Raw genomic sequence first — 18,833 nt, forward strand, 5'->3', positions numbered from 1 at the left:
AAAAAAAAAAAGCCGCTACGGCGGTCAATCAGATGACCGCCGCCGTGGAAGAGGTGGCGAGCAATGCCGTCGCGACTTCCGAAGCTTCCCGGGAGTCTGATCGCATTGCCCAGCATGGTCGCGAGCAGGTTCAGCAGACCGTTTCGTCCATCGAGTTGCTGGCGGACGATGTCACCGCCAATGCCACGCAGGTAGAGGATCTGGCGCAGAAGGTCTACAGCATCAGCAAAGTGCTGGACGTGATCCGCTCGATTGCCGAGCAGACCAATCTGCTGGCGTTGAACGCGGCGATCGAGGCCGCGCGGGCGGGGGATGCCGGGCGGGGTTTTGCGGTGGTGGCGGACGAAGTGCGGGCGCTGGCCCATCGCACTCAGCAGTCGACGCAGGAGATCGAGCAGATGATCGGCGGCATCCAGCAGGGCACCGATTCGGCGGTCAGCTCGATGCAGCAGAGCAACGTCCGGGCGCGCTCGACCCTTGAGCTGGCGAAGGCGGCTGGGGTGGCGCTGGAGGAAATTGCTTCGGCATTCACCTTGATCAACGAACGCAATCTGGTGATTGCCAGTGCGTCGGAAGAGCAGGCGGCCGTGGCGCGGGAAGTTGATCGCAACCTGATGAACATCCGTGACCTGGCGATGCAGACGTCTGCCGGGGCCAATCAAACCAGTGCCGCGAGTCAGGAGCTGTCGCGGCTGGCGGTGGACCTGAACAGCATGGTCGCCAAGTTCTCGGTCTGATCAGCGTTCGACAGGCGAAAAAAAGCCCCGCGTTTGCGGGGCTTTTTGATTTTGCGTCGGATCAGCTGCCTTTGACCGTCTTGCCGTTGACCGTGCCGTCGAGGAGCATGATGTTGTACTCCTTGCCGTCGGTTTCGACCTGTTGCAGGCGAACCAGCAGGTAATCCCAGTCCTTGGCGAACCACAGGACGGTGATGCGCTTGCTTTGTGTCGGATCGCGGACGCGCTCGACCTTGATCGCATCGATCTGGCCGGCCTTGGTTTCGACTTTTTCCGAACCCAGCACGCGGAAGTCGTAGGTATCGACTTCGCCATCATCGACCACCTGATAGCTCATGCTTTTCTTGCCGGCGGCCACGTCATGCTGCAGCGCCAGTTGATAGGTGGATTTGTCGACCATGCCGCGGTTAAGCGGGATTTTCACCGCGTCGCCGCGGTCGGTGCCGGTCACCAGTTTGTTGGCCCAGTCGAAGTCCAGGTCAGCCTTTTTCGCCTTGCCCAGACCACCGCGTTCGAAGTGGTAGGACTGTGGCAGCAGGGTGTCCTTGTCCAGGGTCAGGGTGCTTTCCTCGGACAGGCTGGCAATCATCATCGAAGCCTTGAAGCTGAGCTTCCAGACGCCGTTGGCCTGTTTGGTCAGGCTGCGTTCGGCAGTGCCGCTCATGGGCAGCTGCTTCCAGTCGGCGGTGTAGCTGGCGGAGAACGGTTGAAGGTCTGCCGCCTGGGCAAAAGGCAGGGCGAGCAGAGCGCAAGCGAAGAGCAGGGCGCGACGCATAAAATCTCCTAGTTTCGAATCAAGTGACCGCTGGCCCCGAGTAGCTGGCCATCCAGTAAAGCACCTTGCTCGCCGAGGCTCAGCCGTCCTTCGGCGAACCAGCGTACGGCCATCGGGTAGATCAGGTGTTCCTGAACGTGAACCCGTTGCGCCAGACTTTGCGGCGAATCGTGCAACTCTACCGGTATTACTGCCTGTACGACCAGTGGTCCGCCATCGAGTTCCTCGGTGACGAAGTGCACGGAGCAGCCGTGTTCGGCGTCGCCGGCTTCCAGCGCGCGCTGATGAGTGTGTAACCCTTTGTATTTGGGTAGCAGCGACGGGTGGATGTTGAGCAGGCGACCCTGGTAGTGACGGACGAAGTCAGCGCTGAGAATGCGCATGAAGCCGGCCAGTACCACGAGTTTGGGGTTGAATTCGTCGATCAGTTCGATCAGAGCGGTATCGAAGGCCTCGCGGCCCTCGAATCCCTTGTGATCCAGCGAGCGGGTGGCGATACCCGCGTCACTGGCGCGTTGCAGGCCGTAGGCGTCGGCGCGGTTGGAAATCACCGCAGCGATGCGGACCGGGCTGTCGCCGGTCCGCGTGCTGTCGATCAGGGCCTGCAAGTTACTGCCGGTGCCGGACAACAGCACCACGACATCACAGGTGTTTGGCATCAGTGAGCCTTGAGGTTCTTCAGTTCGACCTGAGCCGCGCCTTCGGCAGCGACAGCGATCTGACCGATGACCCAAGGCTGCTCGCCGGCGTCACGCAGGGTGTTCAGGGCAACTTCAACGTGCTCCTGAGCCACGCAGATCACCATGCCCACGCCGCAGTTCAACACGCGGTGCATTTCGGTTTCGTCGACGTTGCCTTTCTCTTGCAGCCAGTCGAAGACGGCCGGGCGGTTCCAGCTGGCCACGTCAACCACGGCTTGAGCGCCTTTTGGCAGAACGCGCGGGATGTTGTCCAGCAGGCCGCCACCGGTGATGTGGGCCATGGCCTTGACGGCGCCGGTGTCCTTGATCAGCTTGAGCAGCGGCTTCACGTAGATGCGGGTCGGGGCCATCAGCAGTTCGGTCAGCGGTTTGCCGTCGAGCTGAACGGTTTCGATGTCGGCACCGGACACTTCGATGATCTTGCGGATCAGCGAGTAGCCGTTGGAGTGCGGGCCGGACGATGGCAGGGCGATCAGGGCGTCACCGGTGGCGACTTTCGAGCCGTCGATGATTTCGGCTTTTTCCACGACGCCGACGCAGAAGCCGGCCAGGTCGTAGTCTTCGCCTTCGTACATGCCAGGCATTTCAGCGGTTTCGCCGCCGACCAGCGAGCAGCCAGCCAGTTCGCAGCCTGCACCGATACCGGTAACCACGGTGGCCGCTACGTCGACGTTCAGTTTGCCGGTGGCGTAGTAGTCGAGGAAGAACAGCGGCTCTGCGCCACACACCACCAGATCGTTGACGCACATGGCGACCAGGTCCTGGCCGATGCTGTCGTGCTTGTTCAGGTTCAGCGCCAGGCGCAGCTTGGTGCCGACGCCGTCAGTACCGGAAACCAGTACTGGCTGCTTGTAGCCGGCCGGGATTTCGCAGAGGGCGCCGAAACCGCCCAGGCCGCCCATGACTTCCGGGCGCGCAGTGCGCTTGGCGACGCTCTTGATGCGTTCGACCAATGCTTCACCGGCGTCGATGTCTACACCGGCGTCCTTGTAGCTCAGGGAGGGTTGCTTGCTCATGATCCAGGCCTTTAGGGGAGGGGATTCAGGGGTAACGACCGAGTTCAGCGGGAACGCCGAATCCGACAGGGGCGATTGCCTCACGCGAAGTTCGGGGTGCCCGGCTGTTGCCGGTCTGCGAAGGCGCGCGATTTTATCAGGCTTGAGGGGCAGCGGCCATCCTCACGCCGACGGGCAGGGGCATATCGATGGAAAAATTTTGCAATTGACGCTGTGGATGACATCACGGGTGCCTGTATAAGGAACCGTCTATCGTTAGGACTGTGCAAAAACTTACCGACCGCGTGTGAATGTTTTGCGACGGCCTGTGGTCACAGGCTTGCAGCAACGGTACACGCGGCCTGTTCCAGCCGCTCTTGTCGACGGGAATTCTCCATGCGTTTTTGTAAATGGCTGTTAGTGGGTGGCTTGTCTCTGATCAGCCTGGCGAGCCAGGCCGAAAATCTCAAAGGACTTTATCAGGTGCGTGAACCGGTCACTGGCCAGTCGCCAGAGGAGCGCGATCGCGCGACCCAGGCTGCGCTGGATACGCTGGTGCTGCGCCTGACTGGTGACCCGAAGGCCCCGCAGAACCCGGGGCTGGCGCCGGTTCGCAAGGACCCGCAGCAGATCATCAGTCAGTTCGGTTTCGATGCGGGGCCGCCGGAAGTGCTGAAAGTCGATTTCGATCCGGGAACCACCGAGCAGGCGTTGCGCCGCGCCGGGCTGGCGCTGTGGGGTGCCAACCGGCCCTCGATCCTGAGTTGGTGGCTGAACGATTCAACTGAAGGCTCGAGTCTGGTGGGCGACGGTCAGGCCAGTGCCGCGCCGTTGCGCCGTGCGGCCCAGCACCGTGGGTTGCCGTTGCGCCTGCCATTGGCGGACTTGAGCGAGCAATTGGTTGCCACGGCGCCGGCGCTTGAAGGAGCCGACCCGGCGCCGTTGCGCAACGCTTCCGAGCGCTACAACGCTGACGCCTTGCTCGCCGTACATGCCCGCGAAGACGGCGGACAATGGCAGGCCAAATGGCAATTGTGGCTGGGCGATAAAAAAGAGGTGGGCAACGTGCAGGGCGCGGATCAGGCCGCCGTGGCCGATGCGGTGATGCTGGCGGTGACTGAACGTCTGGCGCCACGCTTTGTTGCCAAGCCGGGCGCGTCCGGCCAGCAGACCCTGGAAGTGCAGGGCATGAATCTGGAGCACTACGCGGCGCTGCTGCGGTTACTCGAACCATTTGGCGTGCGTCTGCAGAGTGTCGATGCCGATCGCATCCTGTATCGGGTCAACGGCAGCGCTGATCAGTTGCGGGCGCAATTGTCGCTGGCGAAGCTGCAGGAACTGCCGGCCGAGGCGCCGACGCCGGTCGCTGCGCCTCAGCCTGCGGTCGCCGGGGCGCCGCCAGTTGCTGCGCCGACGCCGACACCGGTGGCGCCGTCCTTGCGGTTCCGCTGGTAGTTTTCTTTCTTATATATAAGCAATGGAGTGTTACATGGCCGATACGCGGCGTTGGTTCTGGCTCGGTGGGGTGCTCCTGCTTTGCGCGTTTGTCTGGTTGCTGCATCCGATCCTCACGCCGTTTCTGGTGGCGCTGCTGCTCGCGTATCTGTTCGATCCGCTTGTTGATCGTCTGGAGCGCCTGGGGCTGTCCCGCACCTGGGGTGTGATTACGGTGTTCGCCTTGTTCACCCTGATCGTCACCGCGTTGTTGCTGGTGCTGGTGCCGATGCTCGCCAAGCAATTGCTGCGGCTGTATGAACTGGCGCCGCAAATGCTCGACTGGTTGCAGCACACCGCCGTGCCATGGGCGCAATCGAAGCTGGGGCTGTCGGATGGCTTCTGGAAGTTCGACAAGGTCAAAGCTGCCATCAGCGAGCATATGGGCCAGACCACCGACATCGTCGGTGTGGTGCTGAGTCAGGCGACGGCCTCGAGCCTGGCGCTGATCGGCTGGCTGGCGAATCTGGTGCTGATCCCGGTGGTGAGCTTTTACCTGCTGCGCGACTGGGACGTGATGATGGCCAAGATCCGTGGCCTGTTGCCCCGTGATCGCGAAGAGCGCGTGGTGGCGCTGGCAGGTGAGTGCCATGAAGTGCTGGGCGCGTTCGTGCGCGGGCAGTTGCTGGTGATGCTGGCCTTGGGCGTGATTTATGCGGCCGGCCTGATGATTGTCGGGCTGGAGCTGGGCCTGTTGATCGGTCTGATCGCAGGGCTGGCGGCGATTGTGCCGTACATGGGGTTCGTGATCGGCATCGGTGCGGCGTTGATTGCCGGGTTGTTCCAGTTCGGTGGCGATTTGTATCCGATGATCGGGATCGTCGCGGTGTTCATGGTCGGCCAGGCCCTGGAAGGCATGGTGCTGACGCCGTTGCTGGTGGGGGACCGGATCGGTCTGCACCCGGTGGCGGTGATCTTCGCGATTCTGGCCGGTGGTGAGCTGTTCGGCTTCACCGGTGTGCTGCTGGCGTTGCCGGTGGCGGCGGTGATCATGGTGCTGGTGCGACACGTCCATGATCTGTACAAGGATTCCGACATCTACAGCGGGGTGGATGAGCCGGAGTTGTAATCGTGACGCGCGGGCTGCCCGGTGGATTGCCGGGTTGGCCCGTCTCATGCAGGCCGTGGCGCCAAAGAAACTGTCATAAAACCAGCACGTTAACGCAAACCTTTGATTTTGCTTGGGGTCTGTCGCATTGTGCGCTCCGCTTCACGGGTATAAACTTCGCTCACTTTACACAGAGGCCACTAACGGTTCCTTGGGAACTGTTCAGTCAGCATGAAACCGATTCAGCTGCCCCTAGGTGTGCGTCTGCGTGACGACGCCACCTTCATCAACTACTACCCAGGCGCCAATGCCGCTGCACTCGGCTATGTCGAGCGTCTATGCGAAGCCGACGCCGGCTGGACCGAAAGCCTGATCTATCTGTGGGGCAAGCACGGGGTAGGGCGTACGCATCTGTTGCAGGCCGCGTGCCTGCGCTTCGAACAGATGGGGGAACCGGCGGTGTACCTGCCGCTGGCCGAGTTGATGGATCGCGGCATCGAAATCCTCGACAACCTCGAACAGTACGAACTGGTCTGTCTGGACGACTTGCAGGTGATTGCCGGCAAGGCGGACTGGGAAGAAGCGATGTTTCATCTGTTCAACCGTCTGCGTGACAGCGGCCGGCGTCTGCTGATTGCGGCGTCCACTTCGCCGCGTGAACTGCCGATCAAACTCGCCGACCTGAAATCGCGCCTGACCCTGGCGCTGATCTTCCAGATGCGTCCTCTCTCCGATGAAGACAAATTGCGTGCCCTGCAATTGCGCGCATCCCGTCGCGGTCTGCACCTGACCGATGAAGTCGGGCATTTTATTTTGACTCGCGGTACCCGCAGCATGAGCGCGCTTTTCGATCTGCTGGAGCAGCTTGATCAGGCCTCGTTGCAAGCTCAGCGCAAGCTGACCATTCCCTTCCTGAAAGAAACCCTGGGCTGGTAAAACCGGGGCTTTCAGCCGGTTTCGGCATATTTCAGGCGCCAGAAAAACCGCTTTCCTGTGGGTTGCACAGGCTGCGTCTCGATTCAAATAGGCTTAAGCGCTTAGATGTTAACGAGAAACCGAGAAGTCACAAAAAGATCGATTGAATTTGCAAATGAGGCTGATAGCGGGCATAGTCTCGGCTTCTTTACAACTATCAGCCACGGTCGTGCCCATGCTAAAGCGCTTCGCACCCCTCGTGCCTCTCGCACTCGTCACCCTGTTGTTCGGTTGCGCTGCTCATTCACCTGTTAATCAAGAGCAGCAACAACAGGCTAAAAATTCTGCCACCGCCCAGTCTTCCGTTATTTACCAGGAAGAGCTGGACACCGAAAAAGAACTCGCCGACTTCAACGGCAAGAAGCCTTACCAGCTTCCGGTTCTGGCCGACAGCATCCTCGAACGCGGCATGTCCCTGATCGGTACCCGTTACCGTTTCGGCGGTACCTCTGAAGCCGGTTTCGATTGCAGCGGTTTCATCGGCTACCTGTTCCGCGAAGAAGCCGGCATGAACCTGCCGCGTTCCACCCGCGAAATGATCAACGTTGATGCGCCGCTGGTTTCGCGCAGCAACCTCGAGCCGGGCGACCTGCTGTTCTTCGCCACCAATGGTCGTCGCGGTCGTGTAAGCCACGCCGGGATCTACTTGGGCGACAACCAGTTCATCCATTCCAGCTCTCGTCGCAGCGGCGGTGTTCGCATCGACAGCCTGGGCGACAGCTACTGGAGCAAGACTTTCATCGAAGCCAAACGCGCTTTGGCGAACGCTCCAACCGTGGTTACCGCTCGCAAGTAATCACGCTTTTGTCGCCACGCTCGTGGCGACAAGCGGTCCTTCAGGGGCAATAGACTTAAACTTTACAAGGTGAAGTTAAAGTCTTACTTGAAGTTTGCCGCGTAGCCGCTAGAATCCTGATCTATATTGATGGCAAACCGCCTGCGTCCCAACGCAGGCGGTTTTGTTTTCTGTCGAATCGGCAGTCAAAGCCTCAGCCAGATCAGGATGTTCTGCATATGACGATGTCGGCCCGCTTTGCCTTGATGTTCTTCGCAGCGCTGCTCAGTGGCTGCGCCAGTCGCACTCCGCCTCCTGCGCCGGTGGTTCGCGCTCCGATCGTGTTCGGATCCTCCCAGGCCTTTTCACCCGCTGCCGAAGACGTGCTGTTCCGCGCGCTCGGGCTGGTGGGCACGCCTTATCGCTGGGGCGGCAATACGCCGGATTCGGGCTTCGATTGCAGCGGCCTGATCGGGTTTGTCTACCGCGATGCCGCCGGCATCAGCCTGCCGCGTTCGACCCGCGAGATGATCGTCATGCAGGCGCCGAACGTAGGCAAGGAAGGGCTGCAAACCGGCGACCTGATCTTCTTCGCCACCAATGGCGGCTCGCAGGTCAGCCATGCGGGGATCTACGTCGGGGAAGGGCGCTTCGTTCATGCGCCGGCCACCGGCGGTACGGTGAAGCTGGACAGCCTGTCGAAGGCGTATTGGCAGAAAGCCTATCTGAGCGCCAAGCGCGTTCTGCAGCCTGAGCATCTGGCGCATAACCCTTAGTCCAGATGCATAAAAACCCGTGGGAGCTGAAGGGCTCCCACGGGTTTTTTAATGCCTGCAATACATTAGCGGGTCGCTGATACTCGCCACACTTTGTTACCCACGTCATCCGCCACCAGCAATCCACCTTGCTGGTCGATCACCACGCCGACCGGGCGACCCAAAGCGTTCTCGTCCTTGTCGAGGAATCCGGTCAGCACATCCACTGGCGTTCCGCTCGGCTTGCCAGCGGCAAACGGCACAAAGATCACCTTGTAACCGCTATGCGGCTTGCGGTTCCACGAGCCGTGCTGGCCGATGAACGCGCCCTCCTTGAACTGCGCCGGCAGGCGATTGCCTTCAGCGAAGGTCAGGCCCAGTGACGCGGTGTGCGGGCCGACGGCGTAGTCGGGAGCGATGGCCTTGGCCACCATGTCCGGCCGCTGTGGTTCCACGCGCACGTCGATGTGCTGGCCGTAGTAGCTGAACGGCCAGCCATAGAAACCCCCGTCCTTGACCGAGGTGATGTAATCCGGCACCAGATCGCTGCCGATTTCGTCGCGCTCGTTGACGGCAGTCCACAGCGCACCGCTTTGCGGCTCCCAGGCCAGGCCGTTGGGGTTGCGGATGCCCGAAGCGAAGATCCGGTGGTTGCCTGTGGCGCGATCCACTTCCCAGATCGCCGCGCGACCTTCTTCCTGATCGAGGCCATTTTCGCCGACGTTGCTGTTCGAGCCGACGGTGACGTACAGCTTGCTGCCGTCCTTGCTGGCGATGACGTTCTTGGTCCAGTGATGGTTGAGCGTGCCGCCCGGCAAGTCCACGACCTTGATCGGCTGGCTCTTGATTTCGGTCGCGCCGGGTTCGTAGTTAAAGCGCAGCAGGCGATCGGTATCGGCCACGTACAGATCGTTGCCGACCAGGGTCATGCCGAACGGCGAGTTGAGGTTCTGCAGGAACACCGTGCGGGTCTCGGCCACGCCATCGTGATCGGCATCGCGCAGCAGGGTGATGCGGTTCGGGCTGGGAACGCCGGCCCCCGCGCGGCCCATGACTTTCTTCATCACCCAACCGCGAATGCCTTTGCTGTCGTCGGGTTTGGGCGGAGCGTTGGTTTCCGCCACCAGCACGTCGCCATTGGGCAGCACATACAGCCAGCGCGGGTGATCGAGATTCTCGGCAAAGGCTGCCACCTGGGTGCCTGCCGCTGCCGTCGGTTTCGCGCCGGCTGGCCAGGCGATGGCCGGGGCGATGTTCACCGTCGGGATCAGGGTCTTGTTCGGTTCGGGCAATCGGGGTGACGGGCCGGTGCCGTCGGAGACTTGCAGGCTGGAGGATTCACCACAGGCGGCGAGCCCTCCGGCGAGCACGATGACGAAAACGAGCTGGGGCTTGCGCATTGCTGATCTTCCCTATGAATGCATTCTTAATCATAGAGAAGCGCACAAGCCCGATGGTTCAACCCTCAGCCGCGGGCTTCCTTGAACAGCACGGCAATGCCGGGGTGATAGTTGCCGGCTTCGCTGCGCAATTTGCGATAGGCGTAGGGAAAATACCAGGCGACGGCGCAGGTGTGTTCCTTTTGCAGGTCGTCGACCATGTCCTGCAGCTCTTCCGGGCTGGCGCTGTGCTGGGCTTTTTGCGGGGCGACGAACAGGCAGCCGAGTTTCAGGTCGCTGGCGTAGCTGATGCGCTTGGCGTCGCTGGTGATATCCGCCAAGGCCTGCGTCAGATTCAGGCTGGTGACGCGCGGCCAGCGTTGGGTGGCCTGAATGAAGGCGCGATCTTCAGCGCCAGCCAGGAACAGGTCGGCGCGGGCATTGCGCTCGCCTTCTTCGTTTTGCTTGCGGGTGGCGGTGTCACGCAGGGTGACCAGTTCGGCCATCCAGGCAGCGGCCGACAGCAGGCCGAGGTTGGCTTTTTCGTCGTGCCAGTAGGGCGTGTCATTGTCGCCGCGCACGGCGTTGTAGCGGTCGATACAGTCAAACCAGCGTTCCAGCACCGGGCGCAGGAATTCCAGCCGCGGATTGCTGATGATCATGCCTTGCATGGTGCTCTCCCTTGTTATTGTGATGTGCTCTCTGCAGTCAAAAAGCATGGCTCTTTGATATCACTCATGACAGTGTGGCACAAGATTGGCGTCAGTTAATTGATCGGCGGCAGTTATTCGCCGCACAAGCCCCTCTTCAATTGACGCTCCACCCCCAACCCTCTAACCTTCGCGGCTTGTTTCAGGTGCTCTGTGGCGCATGTCGACAGAGTGAAACAGGGAAGCCGGTGAGGCGGGTCTTCAAGCGATGAACCCTCACGATCCCGGCGCTGCCCCCGCAACGGTAAATGAGTAAAAGCTGCGTCTGATGCCACTGCGTAAAAGCGGGAAGGCGCGCAGCCAGGCGCAAGCCGCTCATGAGCCCGGAGACCGGCCTGATCCATCCAGCGGCATCACGGTGGGCGATGCCAGGCTTGTTGCCGTCTATTCTTGTGCCTGCCCGCCGTTATCCAGCCTCAACGGAGAGCTCCCCCATGACTGATTCCCCCGAACGCGACGAGCGCCACCTGGCGCGCATGCAGCGCAAAAAAGCCGTGATCGACGAGCGCATCGCCAATTCGCCAGACGAATGCGGCCTGGTGCTGGTGCTGACCGGCAACGGCAAAGGCAAAAGCAGCTCGGCCTTCGGCATGCTCGCTCGCGCCATGGGCCACGGCATGCAGTGCGGCGTGGTGCAGTTCATCAAGGGCCGCAACAGCACCGGCGAAGAGCTGTTCTTCCGCCGCTTCCCCGAACAAGTGCGTTTTCATGTGATGGGCGAGGGCTTCACCTGGGAAACCCAGGACCGTCAGCGCGACATCGCCGCCGCCGAAGCGGCCTGGGAAGTCTCCCGCGAACTGCTGCGCGATCCATCGATCGGTCTGGTGGTGCTCGATGAACTGAACATCGCCCTTAAGCACGGTTACCTCGATCTCGATCAGGTGCTCAGCGATCTGCAGGCGCGTCCGCCGATGCAGCACGTGATCGTCACCGGCCGCGCTGCCAAGCCGGAAATGATCGAGATGGGCGACACCGTCACCGAAATGGGCATGATCAAGCACGCCTTCCAGGCCGGCATCAAAGCGCAGAAAGGCGTCGAACTTTGAATCAACCACGTCACTGCCCGGCGGTACTGATCGCCGCGCCGGCTTCCGGTCAGGGCAAGACCACCGTCACCGCCGCACTGGCTCGTTTGCATCGCAATCAGGGGCGCAAGGTCCGCGTGTTCAAATGCGGCCCGGACTTTCTTGACCCGATGATCCTCGAGCGCGCCAGCGGTGCGCCGGTCTATCAATTGGACATGTGGATGGTCGGCGAGCAGGAAAGTCGACGTCTGTTGTGGGAAGCCGCCGCTGAAGCCGATCTGATCCTGATCGAAGGCGTGATGGGGTTGTTCGATGGCACGCCGTCGAGCGCCGATCTGGCCCGGCATTTCGGCGTGCCGGTGCTGGGTGTGATCGACGGCACGGCCATGGCTCAGACCTTCGGCGCACTGGCGCTAGGCCTGGCGCGCTATCAGCCGGACCTGCCGTTCGCCGGCGTGCTGGCCAACCGCGTCGGCACCGTGCGCCATGCGCAGTTGCTGGAAGGCAGCCTCACCGAAGGCCTGCGCTGGTACGGCGCATTGTCCCGGGAAACCGGGATCGAACTGCCGAGCCGCCATCTCGGCCTGGTGCAGGCCAGCGAACTCAATGACCTCGACGTGCGCCTCGACGCCGCCGCCGAAGCGCTGGCCGGCACCTGCGAGGTAGCGCTGCCACCGGCCGTCGAATTCGCCGCGCCTGAAATCGTCAACACCGAAAAACTACTCGAAGGCGTACGAATTGCCGTCGCCCGCGACGAAGCCTTTGCTTTCACCTACGGCGCCAGTCTCGATCTGCTGCGGGCGATGGGCGCCGAGTTGAGTTTCTTCTCGCCGATCCGCGATACGCAATTGCCCGACGCCGACAGTCTGTACCTGCCCGGCGGTTATCCGGAGTTGCACCACGTTGCCTTGTCGCAGAACGCCGACATGCTCAAAGCGATCCGCGCGCATCATGCGGCCGGCAAACCGCTGCTCGCCGAATGCGGCGGCATGCTGTACCTGCTCGACTCGCTGACCGATGTCGAAGGCACACGCGCTGATTTGGTCGGCCTGTTGAGTGGCGACGCCGTAATGCAAAAGCGCCTCGCCGCACTGGCGCTGCAAGAGGTCGACCTGCCGGAAGGCCTGTTGCGCGGCCACACCTATCACCATTCCCTGACCACCACCGAACTGACGCCGATTGCCCGTGGCCACAGCCCCAACGGCGGGCGCGGGGCGGAAGCGGTTTACCGGCAAGGGCGGATGACCGCCTCGTACGTTCACTTCTATTTCCCGTCGAATCCGTCGGCGATTGCCGCACTGTTGGTGCCATGACCGACAACGCCTTCACTGACGCCGAGCGCGAAGCGGTCTACCGCGCCATCGCCGAACGCCGCGACATGCGCCACTTCAGCGGTGGCGCGGTCGAGCCTGAACTGTTACGCCGATTGCTTGAAGCCGCGCATCAGGCGCCGAGCGTTGGCCTGATGCAGCCGTGGCGCTTCATCCGTATCAGCGACCGCGCGCTACGTGGCCAGATCCAGAGCCTTGTTGAAGAAGAACGCGTGCGCACTGCCGAAGCCCTCGGCGAGCGCAGCGACGAGTTCATGAAGCTCAAGGTCGAAGGCATCAACGATTGCGCCGAAGTGCTGGTCGCGGCGTTGATGGACGATCGCGAGCGGCATATTTTCGGCCGTCGCACGCTGCCGGAAATGGACATGGCTTCGTTGTCCTGTGCGATCCAGAACCTGTGGCTCGCCGCGCGTGCCGAAGGCCTGGGCATGGGCTGGGTGTCGCTGTTCGAGCCGCAGGCGCTGGCCGATCTGCTGAAACTGCCGGCCGGGGCCAAGCCGCTGGCGGTGCTTTGCCTGGGGCCGGTCAAGGAATTCTATCCGACGCCGATGCTGGTACTCGAAGGGTGGGCGCAGGCGCGGCCGCTCAATGAGCTGCTGTATGAAAATTTTTGGGGAGTGAGTCAATGAGTGTGGCGTTGTTGAGTGTCGCCGCGGTTGCGCTGGATGCGCTGCTGGGTGAACCGAAACGCTGGCATCCGCTGGTGGCGTTCGGCAATTTCGCCGGGCGTATCGAGCAACGTTTCAATAGCGCTGGTCGCGGCTGGCGCAGCCATGGTGTCACCGCGTGGGTGATTGCGGTATTGCCGCTGACCCTGCTGGCCACGGCGTTTTCCTGGGCGCCGTATGTGGGCTGGGTCGTCGAGATTCTCGCGCTGTATTGCGCCCTCGGTATGCGCAGTCTCGGCGAGCACGTCGAGCCGGTGGCCAAGGCACTGCGCAGCGATGATCTGGAAGAGGCGCGCAAACGCGTGGGTTATCTGGTCAGCCGTCAGACCGATGAGCTGGACAGCACCGCCGTCGCCCGCGCCGCCACCGAGTCGGTGCTGGAAAACGGCAGCGATGCGGTGTTCGCCGCGCTGTTCTGGTTTGCCGTGGCCGGTGCGCCGGGCGTGGTGCTCTATCGCCTGAGCAATACGCTCGATGCAATGTGGGGCTATCGCAACGAGCGCTTCGAGCGTTTCGGCTGGGCGGCGGCAAAAATCGACGACGTCCTCAACTACATTCCTGCGCGGCTGGTGGCGTTGACCTACGCGCTGCTGGGCAAGACCCGACTGGCGCTGAAATGCTGGCGCACTCAGGCGCCGAAATGGGACAGCCCGAACGCCGGCCCGGTGATGGCTGCCGGCGCAGGTGCCTTGGGCGTCGAGCTGGGTGGCCCGGCGATTTACCACGGCGAGCTGCACGAGCGTCCGCAACTGGGCGAGGGCGTACCGGCGGATGCCGATTCCATTGATCGCGGCTGGCAATTGGTCCAGCGCGGGGTATGGTTATGGCTGCTGATTCTCTGCGTGGGGGCTGAATTCTATGCTTGAGCACGGTGGCCGGTTGCGCAGGGCAGCGCTCGAATACGGCATCGCGGAAGAAGACTGGCTCGACCTGTCCACGGGTCTGGCGCCGTGGCCGTTTCCGGTCCCGGAGATTCCGTTGCGGGCGTGGGCGCGTTTGCCGGAAAACGATGACGGTCTCGAGCAGGCCGCTTGCGATTATTACGGCGCCAGCCAGGTGCTGCCGGTGGCCGGTTCGCAGATGGCCATTCAACTGCTGCCGCGATTGCGTCGCGCCGGCAAGGTCGGCGTGCTGTCGCCGTGTTATGCCGAGCATGCCGAAGCCTGGCGGCGCAGTGGTTACATCGTGCGTGAGGTGCTGGAGCAGGAAGTCGATTTCTTTCTCGACAGCCTCGACGTGCTGGTGGTGGTCAATCCGAACAATCCCACAGGCCTGAACCTGACCCCGGCACGCTTGCTCGACTGGCATGCGCGGCTGGCCCAGCGCGGCGGCTGGCTGGTGGTCGACGAAGCGTTCATGGACAACACGCCGCAGCTGAGTCTCGCTCCGCATGCGCATCAGGTGGGGTTGATCGTGCTGCGTTCGTTCGGCAAGTTTTTCGGTCTGGCCGGTGTGCGGCTGGGCTTCGTGCTGGCCGAGCGCAAGTTGCTTAGGTTGCTGGCCGAACAGGTCGGGCCCTGGGCAGTCAGCGGGCCGACCCGGGTGCTGGGTCAGGCCTGTTTGCGCGACACCGAAGGCCATACTCGCCAGCGGATCCGCAGCGACGAGGCCAGCGAACGGCTGGCTGCGCTGCTCGAGCGCCACGGCTTCAAACCGCAGGGCGGCTGCGCATTGTTTCAGTGGTTGATCACCGAACAGGCCGCTGCGTTGCACGAATTCATGGCTCGTCGCGGCATTCTCCTGCGCCTGTTCGCGCACAACAGCAGCCTGCGATTCGGCCTGCCCGCCGATGCCGCCGACGAGGCGCGCCTTGAGCAAGCCCTGCAAGCATTCGCCCTGCAACGTTCTATGGAAAACAAACCAGCATGACCACGTTAATGGTGCAGGGCACCACCTCCGACGCCGGCAAAAGTACGCTGGTGACGGCGCTGTGCCGCTGGGCAACCCGTCAGGGCGTTGCCGTGGTGCCGTTCAAACCACAGAACATGGCGCTCAACAGCGCGGTGACTGCCGATGGTGGCGAGATCGGTCGCGCGCAGGCGGTGCAGGCGCAGGCGGCGTTTCTCGAGCCGCACACCGACATGAATCCGGTGCTGCTCAAACCCAACAGTGACACCGGCGCCCAGGTCATCATTCATGGCCGCGCGGTCACCAGCATGAACGCCGTCGCTTATCACGACTACAAAGCCATCGCCATGCAGGCAGTGCTCGCTTCCCACGAGCGCTTGAGCGCCGCCTATCCGCTGGTGATGGTCGAGGGCGCGGGTTCGCCAGCCGAGATCAATCTGCGCGCCGGCGACATCGCCAACATGGGCTTCGCTGAAGCGGTGGATTGCCCGGTGTTGCTGATCGCCGACATCAATCGTGGCGGCGTCTTTGCTCATCTGGTGGGCACGCTGGAACTGCTGTCGCCGAGCGAACAGGCACGAGTCAAAGGCTTCATCATCAACCGTTTTCGCGGCGACATCGCCTTGCTGCAACCGGGCCTCGACTGGCTGGAACAGCGCACCGGCAAACCGGTGGTGGGCGTGCTGCCGTACGTGATGGACCTGCATCTGGAGGCCGAGGACGGTATCGATCAGCGTCAGACCGACAAGGCCGAGCAAGTCCTGAAAGTGGTGGTACCGGTGCTGCCGCGCATCAGCAATCACACCGATTTCGATCCGTTGCGGCTGCATCCGCAAGTTGATCTGCAATTCATCGGCCCGGGACAAGCGATTCCGCCGGCCGATCTGATTATCCTCCCAGGCTCGAAAAGCGTGCGCAGTGACCTGGCGTATCTGCGCGCCAATGGCTGGGAATCGGCTATCCGCCGTCATCTGCGTTACGGCGGCAAATTGCTCGGGATCTGCGGCGGTCTGCAAATGCTCGGCGAGCAGGTGCACGATCCGCTGGGCCTTGAAGGCGCGGCGGGTTCCAGCGCCGGTCTGGGGCTGCTGGCGTTCGAAACGCAGCTCGAAGCCGAGAAACAGTTGCGCAATGTGCGCGGGCGTCTGGCGCTGGAAGACGCTGAAGTCAGCGGCTATGAAATTCATGCCGGCGTGACCACGGGAGCGGCGCTGGAAAATGCTGCGGTGCATCTGGACGACGGCCGTTGCGACGGCGCGCAAAGTCTCGACGGGCAGATTTTCGGCACTTACCTGCACGGGTTGTTCGAATCGCCGGCGGCCAGTGCGGCGCTGTTGCGCTGGGCCGGTCTGAACGATGTGCAGGAGGTGGATTACCACGGCCTGCGCGAACGCGATATCGAGCGGCTGGCGGATCTGGTGGAGAAGCACCTGGATACCGGGCTGTTACGTGAACTCTGTGGAATCTCCCCATGCTCCAGTTGATCCTCGGCGGCGCCCGCTCCGGCAAAAGTCGCTTGGCGGAAAAGCTCGCCACTGACAGCGCACTGGCAGTGACATACATCGCCACCAGCCAGCCGCTGGACGGCGAAATGAATGAGCGTGTCGCTCACCATCGCGCCCGTCGTCCTGCCGAATGGGCGTTGATCGAAGAGCCGCTGGAGCTGGCCCGTGTGCTGCGCGAAAACGCCGGTCCCGAGCGTTGCCTGCTGGTGGATTGCCTGACGCTGTGGCTGACCAATCTGCTGATGCTCGAAGACGCCGAACGCCTCGCCGCCGAACGCGCGGCCCTGCTCGAATGCCTGGCGTCGCTGCCGGGTGAAATCATTTTTGTCAGCAACGAAACCGGAATGGGTGTCGTGCCGCTGGGCGAATTGACTCGCCGCTACGTCGATGAAGCCGGTTGGCTGCATCAAGCTCTGGCCGAGCGTTGTCAGCGAGTCGTCCTGACGGTTGCCGGCCTGCCCCTGACTTTGAAAGGACCTGCGTTATGACCCAAGCCTGGTGGCTGAACTCGTGCAAACCGGTGGACGCGAACGCCGTTGAAAACGCGGCGGCGCGTCAGCAGCAATTGACCAAACCCGCCGGCTCGCTCGGGCAGCTTGAATCGGTGGCGGTGCAACTGGCGGGATTGCAGGGCCAGGTCAAACCGACACTCGATCAGGTCTGGATCGCGATTTTTGCCGGCGACCATGGCGTTGTCGCCGAAGGGGTTTCCGCATTTCCGCAGGAAGTCACCGGGCAGATGCTGCTGAATTTCGTCAGCGGCGGTGCGGCGATCAGCGTGCTGGCGCGGCAACTCGGCGCGCAGCTGGAAGTGGTGGATCTGGGCACGGTGACCCCGTCGCTGAACCTGCCGGGCGTGCGTCACCTGAACATCGGCCCGGGCACGGCGAATTTCGCCAAGGGCGCGGCGATGACTCAGGCCCAGGGCGAACTCGCCTTGCAGGGCGGCCGCGACAGCGTGCTGCGCGCGAAGGCGGCGGGTGCGCAATTGTTCATCGGCGGCGAAATGGGCATCGGCAACACCTCTGCCGCCAGTGCGCTGGCCTGTGCGCTGCTCGATTGCCCGGTGGCGCATCTGACCGGTCCGGGCACCGGTTTGAATGCCGAAGGCGTCAGCCACAAGGCGCAGGTGATCAAGCGGGCGCTGGCACTGCATGCGGCACAGCGCGGCGACGCGTTGCAGACCCTGTTCAATCTCGGCGGCTTTGAGATTGCGGCTTTGGTCGGCGCGTATCTGGCTTGTGCTCAGGAAGGCGTGGCGGTGTTGGTGGACGGTTTCATCTGCACAGTCGCCGCGCTGGTGGCGGTGCGTTTGAATCCGGCTTGCCGAGAGTGGCTGCTGTTCGGGCATCGCGGTGCCGAGCCGGGTCATCGCCATGTGCTGGAAACCCTTGGCGCTGAACCGCTGCTCGAACTGGGCCTGCGTCTGGGCGAGGGCAGTGGCGCGGCGCTGGCGGTGCCGTTGTTGCGTCTGGCCTGCGACCTGCACGGGCAGATGGCGACCTTCGCCGAAGCCGCGGTAGCGGATCGCCCGGCATGACCTTGCGTCTGGACCTGCTGCGCCATGGTGAAACCGAGCTTGGCGGCGGCCTGCGCGGCAGTCTCGACGATGCGCTGACCGAAAAGGGCTGGGCGCAGATGCGCGAGGCGGTGAGCGGGCAGGGGCCGTGGGACCGGCTGGTCAGTTCGCCGTTGCAGCGTTGCGCGCGATTCGCCGAAGAGTTGGGCGCGCAACGGGCGCTGTCGGTTTCTCTCGACAAGGATCTGCAGGAGCTGCATTTCGGTGCCTGGGAAGGGCAGAGCGCGGCGGCACTGATGGAGGCTGATGCCGAAGCGCTCGGGCTGTTCTGGGCTGATCCGTATGGGTTTACTCCGCCGCAGGGTGAGCCGGTCAGCGATTTTTCGGTACGGGTGCTGGCGGCGGTCATGCGACTGCATGCAGCGCACGCGGGTGAGCGGATGTTGCTGGTCAGTCATGGTGGCGTCATGCGTCTGCTGCTGGCGCGGGCCCGTGGTTTGCCCCGTGAGCAGTTGCTGGATGTCGAAGTCGCTCACGGCGCGCTGTTTTCGCTGATCGTCGAAGCAGACGGTTCCCTCAAGGAAGTGGGCTGA

General features: G+C 62.7%; 19 protein-coding genes, 1 pseudogene and 1 riboswitch. Of the genes and pseudogenes, 15 read left to right on the forward strand and 5 right to left on the reverse strand.

The window, feature by feature from the left end; translation table 11 throughout:
• The coding region (locus PMI24_RS00010) for a methyl-accepting chemotaxis protein (protein ID WP_007950389.1) at nucleotides 1–737 on the forward strand (737 nt) is incomplete at its 5' end.
• A 61-nt stretch (nucleotides 738–798) separates the two neighbouring features.
• On the opposite strand, the gene PMI24_RS00015 is transcribed toward PMI24_RS00010, so the two are convergent.
• The 3 genes from PMI24_RS00015 to purM are packed head-to-tail and all read right to left on the reverse strand — an operon-like array spanning nucleotide 799 to nucleotide 3,229.
• Entirely contained in the window at nucleotides 799–1,512 is a 714-nt protein-coding gene (locus PMI24_RS00015; RefSeq protein ID WP_007950391.1) for a DUF3108 domain-containing protein, read from the reverse strand.
• Nucleotides 1,513–1,520: 8 nt separating this feature from the next.
• Complete coding sequence (gene purN, locus PMI24_RS00020) at nucleotides 1,521–2,171, reverse strand: phosphoribosylglycinamide formyltransferase (protein WP_007950392.1); 651 nt, start codon at nucleotides 2,169–2,171, stop codon at nucleotides 1,521–1,523.
• A complete protein-coding gene (purM, locus tag PMI24_RS00025) occupies nucleotides 2,171–3,229 on the reverse strand; it encodes a phosphoribosylformylglycinamidine cyclo-ligase (RefSeq protein ID WP_007950393.1) in 1,059 nt (352 codons plus the stop codon). Before purM ends, purN begins: the two co-directional genes overlap by 1 nt.
• Before the next feature lie 375 nt (nucleotides 3,230–3,604).
• Here purM and PMI24_RS00030 point away from each other — a divergent pair, with 375 nt between their 5' ends.
• From PMI24_RS00030 to PMI24_RS00050, 5 genes are all read left to right on the forward strand, one after another.
• Nucleotides 3,605–4,663 carry a DUF2066 domain-containing protein gene (locus PMI24_RS00030; protein ID WP_007950394.1) on the forward strand — a complete coding sequence of 353 codons (1,059 nt, stop codon included), beginning with the start codon at nucleotides 3,605–3,607 and terminating at the stop codon, nucleotides 4,661–4,663.
• A gap of 34 nt (nucleotides 4,664–4,697) precedes the next feature.
• Nucleotides 4,698–5,771 (forward strand): AI-2E family transporter, encoded by a 1,074-nt coding sequence (locus PMI24_RS00035; RefSeq protein ID WP_007950395.1) that lies wholly within the window; start codon nucleotides 4,698–4,700, stop codon nucleotides 5,769–5,771.
• A 210-nt stretch (nucleotides 5,772–5,981) separates the two neighbouring features.
• Nucleotides 5,982–6,686 carry a DnaA regulatory inactivator Hda gene (hda, locus tag PMI24_RS00040; protein ID WP_007950396.1) on the forward strand — a complete coding sequence of 235 codons (705 nt, stop codon included), beginning with the start codon at nucleotides 5,982–5,984 and terminating at the stop codon, nucleotides 6,684–6,686.
• A gap of 214 nt (nucleotides 6,687–6,900) precedes the next feature.
• Nucleotides 6,901–7,521: a C40 family peptidase gene (locus PMI24_RS00045; protein ID WP_007950397.1), complete on the forward strand. Its 621-nt coding sequence runs from the start codon at nucleotides 6,901–6,903 to the stop codon at nucleotides 7,519–7,521.
• Nucleotides 7,522–7,739: 218 nt separating this feature from the next.
• Nucleotides 7,740–8,276 (forward strand): C40 family peptidase, encoded by a 537-nt coding sequence (locus PMI24_RS00050; protein ID WP_007950398.1) that lies wholly within the window; start codon nucleotides 7,740–7,742, stop codon nucleotides 8,274–8,276.
• 65 nt (nucleotides 8,277–8,341) lie between these two features.
• Here the strand turns inward: PMI24_RS00050 and PMI24_RS00055 are convergent, their stop codons facing one another.
• Nucleotides 8,342–9,655 (reverse strand): PQQ-dependent sugar dehydrogenase, encoded by a 1,314-nt coding sequence (locus PMI24_RS00055; RefSeq protein ID WP_007950399.1) that lies wholly within the window; start codon nucleotides 9,653–9,655, stop codon nucleotides 8,342–8,344.
• 65 nt (nucleotides 9,656–9,720) lie between these two features.
• Nucleotides 9,721–10,305 carry a hypothetical protein gene (locus PMI24_RS00060; protein WP_007950400.1) on the reverse strand — a complete coding sequence of 195 codons (585 nt, stop codon included), beginning with the start codon at nucleotides 10,303–10,305 and terminating at the stop codon, nucleotides 9,721–9,723.
• 166 nt (nucleotides 10,306–10,471) lie between these two features.
• Nucleotides 10,472–10,697, forward strand: a riboswitch (cobalamin riboswitch).
• Between the two features lie 81 nt (nucleotides 10,698–10,778).
• Between PMI24_RS00060 and cobO the strand changes: the two genes are divergently transcribed.
• The 9 genes and pseudogenes from cobO to cobC all read left to right on the forward strand — a co-directional run bounded on the left by cobO (nucleotide 10,779) and on the right by cobC (nucleotide 18,833).
• Nucleotides 10,779–11,390: a cob(I)yrinic acid a,c-diamide adenosyltransferase gene (gene cobO, locus PMI24_RS00065; RefSeq protein ID WP_007950401.1), complete on the forward strand. Its 612-nt coding sequence runs from the start codon at nucleotides 10,779–10,781 to the stop codon at nucleotides 11,388–11,390.
• Nucleotides 11,387–12,682 (forward strand): cobyrinate a,c-diamide synthase, encoded by a 1,296-nt coding sequence (locus PMI24_RS00070; RefSeq protein WP_007950402.1) that lies wholly within the window; start codon nucleotides 11,387–11,389, stop codon nucleotides 12,680–12,682. The genes cobO and PMI24_RS00070 overlap by 4 nt, the downstream gene beginning before the upstream one ends.
• The gene (bluB, locus tag PMI24_RS00075; RefSeq protein WP_007950403.1) at nucleotides 12,679–13,329 is read left to right on the forward strand and encodes a 5,6-dimethylbenzimidazole synthase; all 651 of its coding nucleotides are present in this window, start codon (nucleotides 12,679–12,681) and stop codon (nucleotides 13,327–13,329) included. Before PMI24_RS00070 ends, bluB begins: the two co-directional genes overlap by 4 nt.
• Nucleotides 13,326–14,234 (forward strand): adenosylcobinamide-phosphate synthase CbiB, encoded by a 909-nt coding sequence (cbiB, locus tag PMI24_RS00080; protein WP_007950405.1) that lies wholly within the window; start codon nucleotides 13,326–13,328, stop codon nucleotides 14,232–14,234. The genes bluB and cbiB overlap by 4 nt, the downstream gene beginning before the upstream one ends.
• Nucleotides 14,227–15,237, forward strand: a complete 1,011-nt coding sequence (gene cobD / locus PMI24_RS00085) for a threonine-phosphate decarboxylase CobD (protein WP_007950406.1) — start codon at nucleotides 14,227–14,229, stop codon at nucleotides 15,235–15,237. The genes cbiB and cobD overlap by 8 nt, the downstream gene beginning before the upstream one ends.
• Nucleotides 15,234–16,692, forward strand: a pseudogene (locus tag PMI24_RS00090) (cobyric acid synthase); the annotation flags it as partial. The gene cobD and the pseudogene PMI24_RS00090, both read left to right, overlap by 4 nt.
• On the forward strand, nucleotides 16,688–17,209 hold the full coding sequence (gene cobU, locus PMI24_RS00095) for a bifunctional adenosylcobinamide kinase/adenosylcobinamide-phosphate guanylyltransferase (protein WP_007950408.1): 522 nt from the start codon (nucleotides 16,688–16,690) through the stop codon (nucleotides 17,207–17,209). The pseudogene PMI24_RS00090 and the gene cobU, both read left to right, overlap by 5 nt.
• A complete protein-coding gene (gene cobT / locus PMI24_RS00100; RefSeq protein WP_007950409.1) occupies nucleotides 17,206–18,261 on the forward strand; it encodes a nicotinate-nucleotide--dimethylbenzimidazole phosphoribosyltransferase in 1,056 nt (351 codons plus the stop codon). Before cobU ends, cobT begins: the two co-directional genes overlap by 4 nt.
• Entirely contained in the window at nucleotides 18,258–18,833 is a 576-nt protein-coding gene (cobC, locus tag PMI24_RS00105; protein ID WP_007950410.1) for an alpha-ribazole phosphatase family protein, read from the forward strand. The genes cobT and cobC overlap by 4 nt, the downstream gene beginning before the upstream one ends.

Source organism: Pseudomonas sp. GM25, from assembly GCF_000282255.1.
GTDB classification, from domain to species: Bacteria; Pseudomonadota; Gammaproteobacteria; order Pseudomonadales; family Pseudomonadaceae; genus Aquipseudomonas; species Aquipseudomonas aphyarum.

Excerpts from the sequence above, each read along its gene's own strand:
- PMI24_RS00050 (WP_007950398.1), top strand. The coding sequence starts at position 7,740 with ATGACGATGTCGGCCCGCTTTGCCTTGATGTTCTTCGCAGCGCTGCTC.
- PMI24_RS00060 (WP_007950400.1), bottom strand. The coding sequence starts at position 10,305 with ATGCAAGGCATGATCATCAGCAATCCGCGGCTGGAATTCCTGCGCCCG.
- bluB (WP_007950403.1), top strand. The coding sequence starts at position 12,679 with ATGACCGACAACGCCTTCACTGACGCCGAGCGCGAAGCGGTCTACCGC.
- purN (WP_007950392.1), bottom strand. The coding sequence starts at position 2,171 with ATGCCAAACACCTGTGATGTCGTGGTGCTGTTGTCCGGCACCGGCAGT.
- PMI24_RS00045 (WP_007950397.1), top strand. The coding sequence starts at position 6,901 with ATGCTAAAGCGCTTCGCACCCCTCGTGCCTCTCGCACTCGTCACCCTG.
- cobD (WP_007950406.1), top strand. The coding sequence starts at position 14,227 with ATGCTTGAGCACGGTGGCCGGTTGCGCAGGGCAGCGCTCGAATACGGC.
- cobO (WP_007950401.1), top strand. The coding sequence starts at position 10,779 with ATGACTGATTCCCCCGAACGCGACGAGCGCCACCTGGCGCGCATGCAG.
- PMI24_RS00035 (WP_007950395.1), top strand. The coding sequence starts at position 4,698 with ATGGCCGATACGCGGCGTTGGTTCTGGCTCGGTGGGGTGCTCCTGCTT.
- cobU (WP_007950408.1), top strand. The coding sequence starts at position 16,688 with ATGCTCCAGTTGATCCTCGGCGGCGCCCGCTCCGGCAAAAGTCGCTTG.
- hda (WP_007950396.1), top strand. The coding sequence starts at position 5,982 with ATGAAACCGATTCAGCTGCCCCTAGGTGTGCGTCTGCGTGACGACGCC.
- purM (WP_007950393.1), bottom strand. The coding sequence starts at position 3,229 with ATGAGCAAGCAACCCTCCCTGAGCTACAAGGACGCCGGTGTAGACATC.
- PMI24_RS00055 (WP_007950399.1), bottom strand. The coding sequence starts at position 9,655 with ATGCGCAAGCCCCAGCTCGTTTTCGTCATCGTGCTCGCCGGAGGGCTC.
- PMI24_RS00015 (WP_007950391.1), bottom strand. The coding sequence starts at position 1,512 with ATGCGTCGCGCCCTGCTCTTCGCTTGCGCTCTGCTCGCCCTGCCTTTT.
- PMI24_RS00030 (WP_007950394.1), top strand. The coding sequence starts at position 3,605 with ATGCGTTTTTGTAAATGGCTGTTAGTGGGTGGCTTGTCTCTGATCAGC.
- cobT (WP_007950409.1), top strand. The coding sequence starts at position 17,206 with ATGACCCAAGCCTGGTGGCTGAACTCGTGCAAACCGGTGGACGCGAAC.
- cbiB (WP_007950405.1), top strand. The coding sequence starts at position 13,326 with ATGAGTGTGGCGTTGTTGAGTGTCGCCGCGGTTGCGCTGGATGCGCTG.
- cobC (WP_007950410.1), top strand. The coding sequence starts at position 18,258 with ATGACCTTGCGTCTGGACCTGCTGCGCCATGGTGAAACCGAGCTTGGC.